At 60.7% G+C, this 10,889-nt stretch carries 20 protein-coding genes and 3 pseudogenes; 2 read left to right on the forward strand and 21 right to left on the reverse strand.

Annotation, left to right across the window (positions count from 1 at the left end):
* Nucleotides 1-305: pseudogene (locus ACTBDU_RS14155) on the forward strand (integrase core domain-containing protein); the annotation flags it as partial.
* 51 nt (nucleotides 306-356) lie between these two features.
* Here the strand turns inward: ACTBDU_RS14155 and ACTBDU_RS14160 are convergent.
* The 16 genes and pseudogenes from ACTBDU_RS14160 to ACTBDU_RS14235 all read right to left on the reverse strand — a co-directional run bounded on the left by ACTBDU_RS14160 (nucleotide 357) and on the right by ACTBDU_RS14235 (nucleotide 7,863).
* Complete coding sequence (locus tag ACTBDU_RS14160; protein ID WP_438806912.1) at nucleotides 357-656, reverse strand: hypothetical protein; 300 nt, start codon at nucleotides 654-656, stop codon at nucleotides 357-359.
* Nucleotides 625-963, reverse strand: coding sequence for a phage tail sheath subtilisin-like domain-containing protein (locus tag ACTBDU_RS14165; protein WP_438806913.1), 339 nt, complete (start codon nucleotides 961-963; stop codon nucleotides 625-627). The genes ACTBDU_RS14160 and ACTBDU_RS14165 overlap by 32 nt, the downstream gene beginning before the upstream one ends.
* Nucleotides 964-973: 10 nt before the next feature.
* Complete coding sequence (locus tag ACTBDU_RS14170) at nucleotides 974-1,561, reverse strand: hypothetical protein (protein ID WP_438806914.1); 588 nt, start codon at nucleotides 1,559-1,561, stop codon at nucleotides 974-976.
* A gap of 11 nt (nucleotides 1,562-1,572) precedes the next feature.
* Nucleotides 1,573-1,725: a hypothetical protein gene (locus ACTBDU_RS14175; protein ID WP_438806915.1), complete on the reverse strand. Its 153-nt coding sequence runs from the start codon at nucleotides 1,723-1,725 to the stop codon at nucleotides 1,573-1,575.
* Between the two features lie 20 nt (nucleotides 1,726-1,745).
* Entirely contained in the window at nucleotides 1,746-1,988 is a 243-nt protein-coding gene (locus tag ACTBDU_RS14180; protein ID WP_438806916.1) for a hypothetical protein, read from the reverse strand.
* Nucleotides 1,942-2,800 (reverse strand): annotated as a pseudogene (locus tag ACTBDU_RS14185) (phage protein Gp37). The gene ACTBDU_RS14180 and the pseudogene ACTBDU_RS14185 overlap by 47 nt, the downstream one beginning before the upstream one ends.
* Nucleotides 2,801-2,850: 50 nt before the next feature.
* Complete coding sequence (locus ACTBDU_RS14190) at nucleotides 2,851-3,381, reverse strand: Mu-like prophage major head subunit gpT family protein (RefSeq protein ID WP_438806917.1); 531 nt, start codon at nucleotides 3,379-3,381, stop codon at nucleotides 2,851-2,853.
* Nucleotides 3,363-3,725: a Mu-like prophage major head subunit gpT family protein gene (locus ACTBDU_RS14195; protein ID WP_438806918.1), complete on the reverse strand. Its 363-nt coding sequence runs from the start codon at nucleotides 3,723-3,725 to the stop codon at nucleotides 3,363-3,365. Before ACTBDU_RS14195 ends, ACTBDU_RS14190 begins: the two co-directional genes overlap by 19 nt.
* A gap of 108 nt (nucleotides 3,726-3,833) precedes the next feature.
* Entirely contained in the window at nucleotides 3,834-4,100 is a 267-nt protein-coding gene (locus ACTBDU_RS14200) for a hypothetical protein (RefSeq protein ID WP_438806919.1), read from the reverse strand.
* A gap of 8 nt (nucleotides 4,101-4,108) precedes the next feature.
* Nucleotides 4,109-4,624, reverse strand: coding sequence for a phage protease (locus tag ACTBDU_RS14205; RefSeq protein ID WP_438806920.1), 516 nt, complete (start codon nucleotides 4,622-4,624; stop codon nucleotides 4,109-4,111).
* Between the two features lie 285 nt (nucleotides 4,625-4,909).
* Entirely contained in the window at nucleotides 4,910-5,392 is a 483-nt protein-coding gene (locus tag ACTBDU_RS14210) for a phage virion morphogenesis protein (protein ID WP_438806921.1), read from the reverse strand.
* Nucleotides 5,393-5,487: 95 nt separating this feature from the next.
* Nucleotides 5,488-5,646, reverse strand: coding sequence for a hypothetical protein (locus ACTBDU_RS14215; protein ID WP_438806922.1), 159 nt, complete (start codon nucleotides 5,644-5,646; stop codon nucleotides 5,488-5,490).
* Nucleotides 5,647-5,662: 16 nt separating this feature from the next.
* Nucleotides 5,663-6,736 carry a phage head morphogenesis protein gene (locus ACTBDU_RS14220; protein ID WP_438806923.1) on the reverse strand — a complete coding sequence of 358 codons (1,074 nt, stop codon included), beginning with the start codon at nucleotides 6,734-6,736 and terminating at the stop codon, nucleotides 5,663-5,665.
* Nucleotides 6,724-7,179: a phage portal protein family protein gene (locus ACTBDU_RS14225; RefSeq protein WP_438806924.1), complete on the reverse strand. Its 456-nt coding sequence runs from the start codon at nucleotides 7,177-7,179 to the stop codon at nucleotides 6,724-6,726. Before ACTBDU_RS14225 ends, ACTBDU_RS14220 begins: the two co-directional genes overlap by 13 nt.
* An 83-nt stretch (nucleotides 7,180-7,262) precedes the next feature.
* The gene (locus ACTBDU_RS14230) at nucleotides 7,263-7,448 is read right to left on the reverse strand and encodes a phage portal protein family protein (protein ID WP_438806925.1); all 186 of its coding nucleotides are present in this window, start codon (nucleotides 7,446-7,448) and stop codon (nucleotides 7,263-7,265) included.
* Nucleotides 7,381-7,863: a phage portal protein family protein gene (locus tag ACTBDU_RS14235; protein ID WP_438806931.1), complete on the reverse strand. Its 483-nt coding sequence runs from the start codon at nucleotides 7,861-7,863 to the stop codon at nucleotides 7,381-7,383. The genes ACTBDU_RS14230 and ACTBDU_RS14235 overlap by 68 nt, the downstream gene beginning before the upstream one ends.
* 18 nt (nucleotides 7,864-7,881) lie before the next feature.
* On the opposite strand from ACTBDU_RS14235, the gene ACTBDU_RS14240 reads away from it, so the two are divergent.
* The gene (locus tag ACTBDU_RS14240) at nucleotides 7,882-8,043 is read left to right on the forward strand and encodes a hypothetical protein (RefSeq protein ID WP_438806926.1); all 162 of its coding nucleotides are present in this window, start codon (nucleotides 7,882-7,884) and stop codon (nucleotides 8,041-8,043) included.
* A 9-nt stretch (nucleotides 8,044-8,052) separates the two neighbouring features.
* On the opposite strand, the pseudogene terL reads toward ACTBDU_RS14240, so the two are convergent.
* From terL to ACTBDU_RS14265, 5 genes and pseudogenes are all read right to left on the reverse strand, one after another.
* Nucleotides 8,053-9,686: pseudogene (gene terL / locus ACTBDU_RS14245) on the reverse strand (phage terminase large subunit).
* A gap of 28 nt (nucleotides 9,687-9,714) precedes the next feature.
* Nucleotides 9,715-9,927 carry a hypothetical protein gene (locus tag ACTBDU_RS14250; RefSeq protein ID WP_438806927.1) on the reverse strand — a complete coding sequence of 71 codons (213 nt, stop codon included), beginning with the start codon at nucleotides 9,925-9,927 and terminating at the stop codon, nucleotides 9,715-9,717.
* A gap of 17 nt (nucleotides 9,928-9,944) precedes the next feature.
* Entirely contained in the window at nucleotides 9,945-10,124 is a 180-nt protein-coding gene (locus tag ACTBDU_RS14255; RefSeq protein ID WP_438806928.1) for a hypothetical protein, read from the reverse strand.
* On the reverse strand, nucleotides 10,117-10,392 hold the full coding sequence (locus tag ACTBDU_RS14260; protein WP_438806929.1) for a DUF1804 family protein: 276 nt from the start codon (nucleotides 10,390-10,392) through the stop codon (nucleotides 10,117-10,119). Before ACTBDU_RS14260 ends, ACTBDU_RS14255 begins: the two co-directional genes overlap by 8 nt.
* Nucleotides 10,349-10,777, reverse strand: coding sequence for a DUF1804 family protein (locus tag ACTBDU_RS14265; protein ID WP_438806930.1), 429 nt, complete (start codon nucleotides 10,775-10,777; stop codon nucleotides 10,349-10,351). Before ACTBDU_RS14265 ends, ACTBDU_RS14260 begins: the two co-directional genes overlap by 44 nt.
* Between the last annotated feature and the right edge of the window lie 112 nt (nucleotides 10,778-10,889).

A 10,889-nucleotide genomic window follows, 5' to 3' on the forward strand; every position in this document is an offset into this window, starting at 1 on the left:
GGTAGCCACTATACGAGCAGGCAGTTCCGACAGTTGCTGTGGCGTTACCGGATCAAACAAAGCATGAGTCGGCGTGGTAACTGTTGGGATAACAGTCCGATGGAGCGCTTCTTCAGAAGTCTGAAAACGAGTGGATACCGATAACGGGCTACATAAGCTTCAGCGAAGCAGCTCATGAAATTACCGACTATATCGTGGGATATTACAGCGCACTCAGGCCGCATGAATATAACGGTGGATTGCCACCAAACGAATCAGAAAATAGATACTGGAAAAACGCTAACGCGGCGGCCAGTTTTAGTTGACCACTACAGTTCTCGCGCGGACTAAACTCAGTCACCTCAACCTCGGTGCTGTTAATCTCCAGCACCACCGCGCCGGTGTATTCCAGTGCCATACAGCCCCCCTTTTACAAAAGGATAAATGGTGGCGGCAAACACACGCGGGGCGCGTACCGCCGCCGTGATACTCGCATCGGCGCGGCTGTCATCCTGCCGACTGCGCGTTACCGTCAACTGCTCCTTACGCGCGTCCACGTTTTCAACGATTTCCAGCTGCCCCAGGGCGTAGAGCACATCGAGCAGATCGGAGTGGATACGCTGCAGGCGGATATCGTTGAGTTTTTCACGCGGGAAGCGCTGGGTGGATACGGGCACGGCAGGCCAGGCGCACATAATCCAGCGAGCGCAGGATAGTGATATCCATCAGCGAACGGTCGGTCACGCCCATGCTGTTTTTCACATAGGTGCTGACCGCCCGCACAATCTGCACTTGACTGCCGTTCACTTCAAAAGGCGTCAGGCCATTAGCCAGTGCGTTTTCCTGCTCGCTGCGCCCCGGCCATTTGTCCTGTGGCGTGATGTCCGCACCGGGTAACACCAGGGTATTGAGCGGGCGTGCCGGGTCGGACTCGCTGGCGATGATGGCGGCATATATCGCCGCCAGCTCGCCCTTGGGCGGCATTGAGCCGTGGTTACCAGCCCAGGGTGAGACGCGCCGTGTTGACGTCGATCGTGAGCGCTGTGTCACCTGACAGCGTACCGTTCCAGCCAACGACGCCCAGCCCCGCATCCAGTGCGGGGTCGCCTTCGCCGCCGCGCATCGGCGTCAGCGCAGCGGTGACACCTGGTGCGCTGACCGTGACGGTCACGCCAATCTGGTTACCACAGGCCCCTTTGCTGCGCGCCGTCAGCACCAGCTGCTCGCCGGGACTTTTACCGCCGGATGACGGCGGCGGGATATCCGCCATCGCCGCCGTCACCGGTAGCGCGTCCAGGGTGTTGATGGCCTCCACCAGGCTCACCACCAGCGCCCCGGCGCTATCGCCACTGGCAACAGCAATGGCGACGGTTTCGCCGCAGACGCCAAGGCGCACCTGCCCGGTGCCGCTGGCGCTGCCCTTGAGTCCCAGCGCGCCGGTGGCCGCCACGCCAACCTCGCTGTCCGGTATCCCCACCACCGCCAGCAGCAGGGTGTCATTGGCGCGGATGGCGGCCCGCGCCATGCGATGCGCCTGGGAGGCATGATCAAACAGGCTAGCAGCCTCTTCATCGCTGAACACGTTTACCGGCGTCAGTGCTCCGTGTCCGGCATGGTGGTGCGCTGGGCTAGTATCAGCAGCGTCTGGTCGTTGGTGCCCAGCGCCCGCGACGCCAGGGTGGTGTTAAACCCGGAATAATAGCCGGGTTTATAGGTTGGCGTTGGTATCACGGCATCAATGCTCATGCGTCCCCCTTGGTATCACGTCAATCATGGTCTTTTGCCCTTGTGGTCACGATATCCTGCGCAACAACTGCTGGCGGATCATCAAGGTGATACGCCAGCCCGGTGCGCTCATGCATCGGCCACGGCGTATCCAGTCGTCCCTGATAGTCGGCAAACAGCCGCTCAGGGTCATTGTCGCCTGCCGGCGCGGGCCAGCGGCCGTTATCCAGCGCCTCTTCAACCCAAGACCGTGTCGAATTCGTAAAAATAAGCCGCCAGGGCATCACTGTTCAAGCGAGTGCTGAACAGTGAGCGCACCCAGCCCGGCAGCAGGGGCTCGACAGGCAACCCCATATCCTGACACTCATTAAACAAACGCCGAACGGCCCGAATCAGTTTATTGCAGCCCACTTCATCGCGGGCCGGGCCGCCCTTGCGCTGAGGCTTCCTCGCGCACCGAATAGGCCGCCAGCAGCACCGAGAAATGCCCGGAGGTGTAAAAGCGGTGTTTATGGGTACTGACCCGTTGGGTCTGCTGCACGCCAAGAAAGGTCACCCAGCAGGCGGACAACACACGGGCGATAGCCCCCACATCATCCAGCTCGCCGCCATAGTTGCCCACGGCAGATACCATGCGGACCAAACCCGCTTTAAGCCGCGCCATCATGGCGTTTTCAATCTCGCTTATCATTAAAATCCCCCTCCGCCGGTCTGGTTGCGCCCCCAGACGCGGCGACCGGAAAAGAACGCCGCCCCGGCGTTGCCCTGCAGCGTGCCACCGCTTTGGGTTGGTGGCCAGCGTGACCCGCCCATTGGCGACGTTTTCTAGATAGCGGATGGCGCCGCGGTAGCGGCCACGGATTTCATCGGCGCACACCCGTTCGGTGCCGGTGAGGCGGTAGCGGGCGATATCACAGGCAATGCCGCGCAGGTCGGAGGGCGCTACCGGCAGCGGCAGGGTATAGCGCCCGCCGATATAGCCGTTAATCTCATCGGCAGCCGCCTGCAACCCGCCTCCGGCCAGCACGGCGGCGTCAATCTTGCCGCTGTTGTCGCGGTCGGTCAGAAGTGCACCTCCTCCGAAGCGTAACACCATGTCCTCAAGGCGCGCGGATACGCTTATTTGCCCGTCGAGCCGTAGGCCATCTACCAGAAGCCAAACCCGGCCTGGCCGCGTGCCTCTGCGCCAAACTTGAACTGCTTGCGCATAAACATGTCCGGACTGTTGATATCGGTCATGGCGACAAACAGCGGGGCCTGGCGCTGCTGGAAAATCAGCGGCTTTAACGGGCGGCTGGTATCCATCAGGAACCAGGCGCTGTCCGAGGTCAGCCAGGGCACGACCAGCACCTCGGCGGTGCCCTTGTAGATATTGGCCTTGCCGTCATCCAGACGTTCGGCGGTGATAAGAGTACGCCCCACATCGTCCAGCGCCGGCGACACGACCAGCAGGTTGGGCATGATATTCAGTGGCCGCCCCTCTTCGTTCTTCATCTGGCGCAATTGCTGGCGCACCTCACCGTAGGACGCCTGCGCCTTGACCAGTGAGGCCGCTGAGAGCGGTTTTTTGCCGAGATTGGAGTAGGTGATTTTGCCCATACTGTGCGTATCGCTAAAAAACGACTGGCTGTCATAGCCTTTTTCACTGAAGCCTTTATTCAGCAGCTCAAACACCATCTCATCCGGCCACTGTTTGGCGGCAAAGCCCGCATCCTGCGCCTAGGGCCGGTAAACGCCAGCTGGTCATCCTGGATGTCGTTGCGTTCGACTTCTACCGTGGCCTCATAGTCATCATTGATCAGGGTGTAGGTTGACGCCGCCAGCGCCTTGACCTGCTTGTCGCCTATCCATTTGCGAATCCGTGGAAAGCGGCTTAACCAGGCGTAGGTGTTCTCCTTGCCGGTGGACGGCACCAGGGTAACCACCTTGTCCCACTGGGCGGGCGCGGCGTCAAACGCCTGGTTAAAAGTGAGTTTAATGTTGCAGAAAATCACCTTTAAATTTGCAGCATTCACTAACATATGCAGTGTCTCTTTATTCGACCCAGACGCCCGCCGCGTCAAGCATGATGATGGTACCTGCCGTACAGCGGCTGGCGGGGTTTCCCGGCTTGCCGACATACTCCTGCTTCACCACGCCGTCGTTCTCTCACAAAAACGCCTTGTGGCGGTGCACCACACTATGTACTGGTCGCCGTTACCGCCCTGGCCGTTGTCGATAGCCTCATCAGCCCGCCCGGCATACATCAGGGCTTCCCCGCCCTGGCCGTTGACGGCATAGCCGCCCTTGAGGCAGACGATAACGCCGGCCGGAATAGTTTCCTTCTCCGCCACCGGATAGGGCGTCAGTTCGCCGTCCCGGTACGGGGTATTACGATCTTGCGTGGTGGCGGTCATGGCTGCCCTCATCTTTTATCATGCTGGCAATGGTCTCGGCGCTGTGGCCAAAGGCGTGACAGGCGGCCATCACTGAGCGCCGCCGTCAGCAGGGCAGTGACTTCGTTGCCGCTCAGTTGACGACCGAGTGCCGCCACCTGCTCACCCAGCTCATTAACCACGCTGACCGGGGCATAGGCAGCCGGATCAGGGAGCGTGCTGGTCTGCTGTGACAGCGCGGCATTCACCAGGCAGGTCACATTGCCCTGCCTGTCGTACTGAAACAGCGGGGAGACAAAACGGTACTCCCCGGCGGCAATCAGGGTGCGGGCACGCTCGGTCCATTCGACATCCACCGCAAACAGCCCCAGGCCCTCGACCCATTCCAGCTGCGAGTACCAGCCGGCGGCCGGCGCGGGCGCGATGCCGGGCGCGCGGGCATGGATAGCCTGGTGCTCATAGTCAAAGCAGTACGGCGTCTGGCGCGCCGGGGCAGCGTCAATCAGCCTCCTGGCCTGCGGTTCCTCCAGCCGCCAGTGCGGCAAGGCAGACGGTGTTTTTCACGCGGGGGCGAACCGAACCCAAAAAATGTATTCATAGGAAACAGCCTAACCTGGGCGTCGGGTATCTCGTCGTGACGGGGGTGTAGGGGGTAAGAATGGGGGAAGGGAAAAGACACAAACGGACTGCCATCAGGCTACACCGCTAACGCGGGCGGCGATACCCCGTTTAAAACTTATTTAAATCGCTCCAGAATCGCTTAACGCGGTTTCACCCGCATCATCAACCTGCCTAACTATCAAAAAACGCGCCACGGCCTTTACAGAGTGTTACTCATCCAGCACGCGCTGAAGGTAATCATTGACGGTGTGCACCAGGACCTGATAGTCCTGGTCGGTCAGACTGAGAAAGGGCCGCGCCGGTATCGTTAAGCCGGGATGATTGACGCATTTTACCACCCGACCGTTAAAGGCCAGCGCCTTTTTATAGCGGGGGCGAATGATATGGGGCCGGGTGGCCGTGCCCTGCTGGTGAATGCGCGCATACACCACATTGGTCCCCACCACGGCCTGGTCGTTATCGGCGTCGCTGTCAATGGAGGCGGCCAGCCACCCTGATTGCTGCAGGATTTTACCGGCGCGGTCAATGGGCAGCCAGCGCGGGCGCTTTTCCTGCTCGAAATTCTCCATCACCGCATCATACAGCTCTTCACTGAAGGTGCGCATCAACGGCGGGCGGTGGCTCAGGGACTGCGACAGCCGCTCAAGGGCTTGACGCAAGGTATCGGGAACAGTGATCATGACGTCAATCATGGTGTATAATACTCATGGCAGGGTGGTTATTTCAAATGGGTAACGGTTGCTGTCACGCTGCCAGCATGATCTGGTTCGAGTCCGGCGCCACCTGCTCAATCCAGCGTACCCCAGAGCAGATCATAAACCCCTTTGTTACGCAGTGCTGATAGGTCTTGCAGAACCTTGCCGGTACGTATCAGGTTTGTGTTAACTTTTTCACGCTTACCATTCAGCTCATTACGTACCTTGAGCGTGCCGTCAATGTACACCACGAGCTTCCCCGTCCCCTCAACCCGATCGAACACATACAGTAACGCCGGCGTCGCCTGCTGTCGGTCGTAGATGATTGCGTGCGGCTGGCGCAGCGATGATACCTGGGTCGCCCAGAAGGTAGTCGGCAGTAGTCGGCAGCGTGCCCTGCTTGCTGTCGCGAGTAGCGTGCAGCAGGTTGGCGTCCGTCAGGGTGATCACTGCCGAGTCCGGCACCACGCCTTTACAGGACAGCGCGTCCACCACGGCAGGACGCAATGCGCCGACAGGGCGAACGTCGCCGCGTGTTTGCTGGCGGGCCACCACCTGACTGACCCAGTTACCGGTATCGCGGTCGAGCAGCTGCTCGCCGAGATGGCTGAGGTAGCCTTCGCCGGGGTTCAGATGAAAGCCTGCATCCGGGGTAAATACGTGGCCGGTTTTGGGGTCTTTCAATCCTGTCACCAGCCGCGTCTTGCCGTTCACACCCTGCGGCTGGTCAACCCTGACGCGATAGTCGTCGGTGGACTCCAGTCCCATGGAGTGACGTGCAAGCTGGTCGGCCGTCAGCGCCCGTACCCGGCAGCGGCAGTTGTAGCCGTTAAGGGGAAACAGGGTGTCCCAGCCCGCATCGTCATAACGGAACACCCGGCCATGCCGCGCGGCATGGCCGGGGCGGGTGTGGCTGTCCATCACCGCCACATACTGCCAGTAGGGGCGCTGGTCGACGTTCTCGCGCAGCCGCTGATAGCGCCCGGCCATATAGGCAGATTGGGTATTGGTGCGAAAAATGGTCTCCAGTCGGTAAGGCAACAGCTTTTTCCCCTCCAGCTCGCCGTCTGCTGAGGCTTTTAGCCCTTTGCCCAGCCAGCCCTTGCGCTGAAGTAGCGGTAAGACCTCATCCTGGAACTGTGTCAGCGTCTTGCCGTGGCGCAAGCTGTCCGCCAGCATGGCGGTCACCGCCTCCGGCGCCTGCCCCTGCTGCAAGGCGCTGACCAGCGGGGTCAGCAGCGTCTGCATGGTCTGGTTAACCGGCGTTGTCAGTCCGCCGGGGGCGTCTTCCAGCGCCTGCTCGGTGGCGGTAGGCGTGTGCGCAACGCTCAGCGCCGCCATGCTTGGCCAGCCTTCAGCATCAGGCTAACCCCGGTAAAAGTCGGCAGGTTGCCCGACGGCGGCTGCAGCAGGGGCTCGTCGTCCCGGGCGGCGGGAATGCCGCTTTCCGCCACTGCCCAGGCCACCGGCACTGGCACGCCGCGGCGCACCAGGAGATCCAGGGTATCGGCGCTCTCCTTCATATCGCGTGGCTGGCGGGCAATCAAACTCAAAGCGGCACATGCAGCGCGGGGTGATATCGCTATAGCCGTTAAGCTTGAGCAACGGGTAAAGCAGGTCCGGGTCAGCGTACCCGCCAGCTGCACCGCATCACTGGCAGTCAGCTCATGGCGCACCTCGTTATGCACGTTGCCCAGGGCATTGGTGCTGCTCTTGCCGTCCGCCTGGGTGGTCAGGGTGCCGCCCAGAATGACCTTGGACTGGGTGCTTTCGCACCACTGCATCATACTACTGAAACGGGTCGACCTGCCCTTGTGCAGCGGACTCAAAGCGGATAGCGGTGCGTTCGTGGATAATGTCGCCGGCGTTATGTCCCAGGTCGCGCAGCGCCCACAGCAGCATGTTTTTTTCTTCCTCGCTGGCCCCGTCGGAAATAGGTGCCCACCCGCGTCGGCAGGCCGTAGATTTCCAGAAACTCTGCCAGGTCACGGGCGGCAATATTCTTGAACAGGTAGGTCCATACCAGTACCCGGAACAGGCCGCTTTCCGCCACCCAGCCGCTTTTGGCCTGGTGACGATGCAGCAGGCAGCCAGGCGAAGGGGTTAAGCTCAGCGCCGTCGAGGCTGCCGTCAATCAGGCGGATGGCGTTACGGTTATGGGTCGCGGTCTGGAACCAGCGTTGCGGGCGCTTGTAGAAGGCGCAAGGCAGCCAGATGTTTTCCGCCTGTCTCCAGCCGATTTCCACGGCAGCAAAGCCGTGACCAATGGCGTCCAGCAAGTCGAACAGCAGCGTTTCAAACTCCGGCAGGTCTGAAAACCATTCCGTCGCGGCGTCCGCCATGGCCTTTTCCTGTGCGCTGGAATGACGCGGCGGCACAATGCGCCAGGTGAGCGGCATCACCGAACGGCGGCACTTGCTCATCTCGGCAAACAGGTGGCCATCGCGCTCCTCCATATCAAAAAACAGGTCAGCCTAGCGCACCAGATGCCCCTGTTCGGCCTCGCTCAGGATGTCATACACCCGGCGGATATCGATGCCCAGCGAGGGGTGCTCGGTCAGTTGTTGATAACGCAGGTGGCGGTCATCGGTAGTCTGTGGCTGCGTCAGGGTGGCGGCGGCGCAACAACCGACCGTAAATATCAGTGAGCATGCCCATTACCAGCCTCCACGGGAAAAGCCCAGCCGTCCGGGGTGACGGTCATCGGACAATGAGCGGTATTCGGTTTTCGGGCCGTGGGTCACGGCCAGCGTCCAGAGCATGTACAGCGCATCCGGGCCGTCGTCACAGTCGGCGCGGGGGGAGGCGCAGCTGCTGTATCAGGGTGTGGTATGGCTGGCGTGCAGCCGGATAAGCCCGTTTTCCATATGGGGCTGCAGGGGCAACAGCTTGTCGGCATGGGGGATAATGGCCCGCGCCGGCACCGGGTGACCCAGCTGTGCCGCGCGTTTAATCAGCTCGGTGCGCAGGAACTCCTGAGACTGCACCGCCTCAATACCCCAGATCAAGCAGTGGTATTCCTTTTGCAGGGCGATGATGTTGCTGATAATGGCGTCCGTCAGCCGCTTGCGGATCTGCGCTTCCACCACATCCCACACGCCGGTGGTGCGATTAAAACTGCCAACCAGCCGCGCTGACAGGTCACGGCTGGCCCGACCTTGCCGAGGCTGGGGTCGCAGGCCCCGTAGAAGACCCACTCGTTAAGCCGGTTGACCCAAAAATGCAGGCAGTGGGCAAACAGCGCATCCTCACCGCTGACCAGGTCATGCTGGTACTCGGCGTCAAAGGTGGCGTGACCGCCCCCCCGGGGCGCGAATATACATCAGGGTCAGCAGCGGGCGGGCGGACCAGGAGACTTCCGGGCCTTCCTCCATCTCGGTACGGTGTGACGTATAAAAATCCTGTGCCGTGGCCTCCCCCTGGTTACGCAATACCTGCTCCCAGGTCTCCCACAGCGACAGGTTCACCGGCCACTAGCGCAGGGCCTTAAACCGTGCCTGCCACCACAATGGGTTATTCAGGGTGCGTGATAACACCGAGTCGTAATGCAGGATGGTGCCGATATACACCACATCGAGTTTTGCGCCCGCGCCGCCCAGCGGCAGCACGGTTTTTCTCAGCCAGCTTTCCAGCTTGTCGCGCTGGTCTGGGTTGCGCACCTGCTCGTCGTTCTCAATATCGTCCAGTATCACCAGGTCAGGGCGGTACGACCCGGGGCGCAAGCCGCGCAGCTTTTTGCCGCTGCCGGCCACCTGCACCTTGATATCATTACGCGTCAGGGGTGCCCATCTGCCAGACGCGACCGACAACCGCAGGCTTCGGGGAAGTCGGCACGCAACCGGGGGCTAAATTCCAGCTCGGCCTTGATGGCTTCGAGCATCGGGTACGCCTGGTCGATGGAGTTCATCACCATCAGGGCATAGTGCTTGATACCACGTACCAGACACCACAGCACAAACAGCTGGCTGACCAGCGTTGGCTTGGTCTCTCCGCGCGGCGCGGCGATGGCGTCTTGCTCGCCTTTCGGGCTGGCGACTGCCTGTGGCAGCCGCTGAAACAGATAGCCATGCAGTTCACTGGGGTCGGCATGACGGATATAGTGTGGAAAATAGATCTGCACAAAATAGCGATAGCCGTTCACCGGGTCAGCCACCTGTGAACGCCGCGCCGCCATGGCCTCGGACCCGGTATCAAAACCCAGGCATTCGGCCTCAATGGTGCAGCGCAGACTGGAGGCCAGCGCAGCCAGCGAGTGCTGGAATTCACGGATGGAAAATTTCGCCGCCACAATCTCGCTTTAAATTCCCTGTAAACGCGGTTTACACGCCATGATGACGCTCAGCCAGTACCGCATTGATGCGCGACACCAGGGTCTCTGCCACCGTGTCAACGCTGCCGGCGACACTCGCCAAACATAAAAAGTGCTCACCACCGTCCAGACCGACAAACACATTCTCGCCGGCGACCCTGACCACGTTGACCCCGGCCGGGTCGAGGTACACGCCCGGCAACAGCTTGACCAGCTGCTCCATGCCAGCGCCGCCTCTATCTAGTTTTTGATGTGGGTTGACGCCTGAAAGGGTGTTTCGCCATAGGCGATATCCACGTCATGCACCGCGACCTCGCGCAGCTTGACAAACACCTCGCCGCCGTTGCTGACCCAAACCTTGGTGATTTCCCCGGCGATAACGGCCACGTCATCCCGGATTTCAACGAATTGATTAGCCATAATATTTTTCTAGTACTGGCCCGAAAACCTCAAGAATGTCAACAAGCGCCGCCAGATGCCGGAGGTGTTTGTCCTGAATAAACGCCGAGAGCAGCTTCAGGGTCTCCATGGCGGTGGCCAGCCAACTGGTCTCGGGCAGGATTTTTTTGCTGGCGGCAATAGACTTGCTCCACGCATCCGTTAAGCGTGCCAGCAGCTCAACCCGCTCTGGGGCACTCAATGTGTCAGCCAGGTTGACTTTTTCCAGTGTCTCCTGAAACTGCGCCATCAGGCTGGTCAGGATGGCGCGCGCGATATCTTCCGGCGCACCGTTGGCCAGCAGATAAGGCGCTGCGTATCACCTCCCAGTCATCGCCACTGTTCAGCGCCTCTTTTTTCCAGCGCCGGGCGGAATGCACACTGACGCCGCACTGGATTGCCGCCAGCTCCAGAGATAGGTTGTCGAACACATAAGCCCGGCGCAGCCCCTCGCGGGTGGCCCTGGAATGCGCCATTACACCCCCAGTCGCGCCCGTATGAGCGCCAAGCCCGGTAGCGCCGGCCCGTGCGCCCTTCACCTGCAGGCGGTCAAGGCGGCGGTCAATACCGTCGAGCTGGGTACGAATGGTGTGCAGCTCTGCCAGCACCGGCGACATTATATCCTGTGGTTTCATAAATCAGGCTCTTCGTTATTTGTCGGCCTTGCGGTCGAACTTGTTATCTATACGTTGAATACTGTCCTTGATGTCCTGCATCATACCGGTCATCAGCTGCAGGTCGCGCTGT

It is taken from the genome of Sodalis sp. (in: enterobacteria), assembly GCF_051710625.1.
In the GTDB taxonomy this organism is placed as follows: domain Bacteria; phylum Pseudomonadota; class Gammaproteobacteria; order Enterobacterales; family Enterobacteriaceae; genus JBPESN01.

Coding starts and splice junctions, on each gene's coding strand:
- ACTBDU_RS14165 (WP_438806913.1), bottom strand. CDS start 963: ATGCCGCCCAAGGGCGAGCTGGCGGCGATATATGCCGCCATCATCGCC.
- ACTBDU_RS14175 (WP_438806915.1), bottom strand. CDS start 1,725: ATGAGCATTGATGCCGTGATACCAACGCCAACCTATAAACCCGGCTAT.
- ACTBDU_RS14180 (WP_438806916.1), bottom strand. CDS start 1,988: ATGCCCTGGCGGCTTATTTTTACGAATTCGACACGGTCTTGGGTTGAA.
- ACTBDU_RS14190 (WP_438806917.1), bottom strand. CDS start 3,381: ATGGTGTTTGAGCTGCTGAATAAAGGCTTCAGTGAAAAAGGCTATGAC.
- ACTBDU_RS14195 (WP_438806918.1), bottom strand. CDS start 3,725: ATGTTAGTGAATGCTGCAAATTTAAAGGTGATTTTCTGCAACATTAAA.
- ACTBDU_RS14200 (WP_438806919.1), bottom strand. CDS start 4,100: ATGACCGCCACCACGCAAGATCGTAATACCCCGTACCGGGACGGCGAA.
- ACTBDU_RS14210 (WP_438806921.1), bottom strand. CDS start 5,392: ATGATTGACGTCATGATCACTGTTCCCGATACCTTGCGTCAAGCCCTT.
- ACTBDU_RS14220 (WP_438806923.1), bottom strand. CDS start 6,736: ATGGCGGCGCTGAGCGTTGCGCACACGCCTACCGCCACCGAGCAGGCG.
- ACTBDU_RS14225 (WP_438806924.1), bottom strand. CDS start 7,179: ATGCAGTGGTGCGAAAGCACCCAGTCCAAGGTCATTCTGGGCGGCACC.
- ACTBDU_RS14240 (WP_438806926.1), top strand. CDS start 7,882: ATGCCCCTGTTCGGCCTCGCTCAGGATGTCATACACCCGGCGGATATC.
- ACTBDU_RS14250 (WP_438806927.1), bottom strand. CDS start 9,927: ATGGAGCAGCTGGTCAAGCTGTTGCCGGGCGTGTACCTCGACCCGGCC.
- ACTBDU_RS14255 (WP_438806928.1), bottom strand. CDS start 10,124: ATGGCTAATCAATTCGTTGAAATCCGGGATGACGTGGCCGTTATCGCC.
- ACTBDU_RS14260 (WP_438806929.1), bottom strand. CDS start 10,392: ATGGCGCAGTTTCAGGAGACACTGGAAAAAGTCAACCTGGCTGACACA.
- ACTBDU_RS14265 (WP_438806930.1), bottom strand. CDS start 10,777: ATGAAACCACAGGATATAATGTCGCCGGTGCTGGCAGAGCTGCACACC.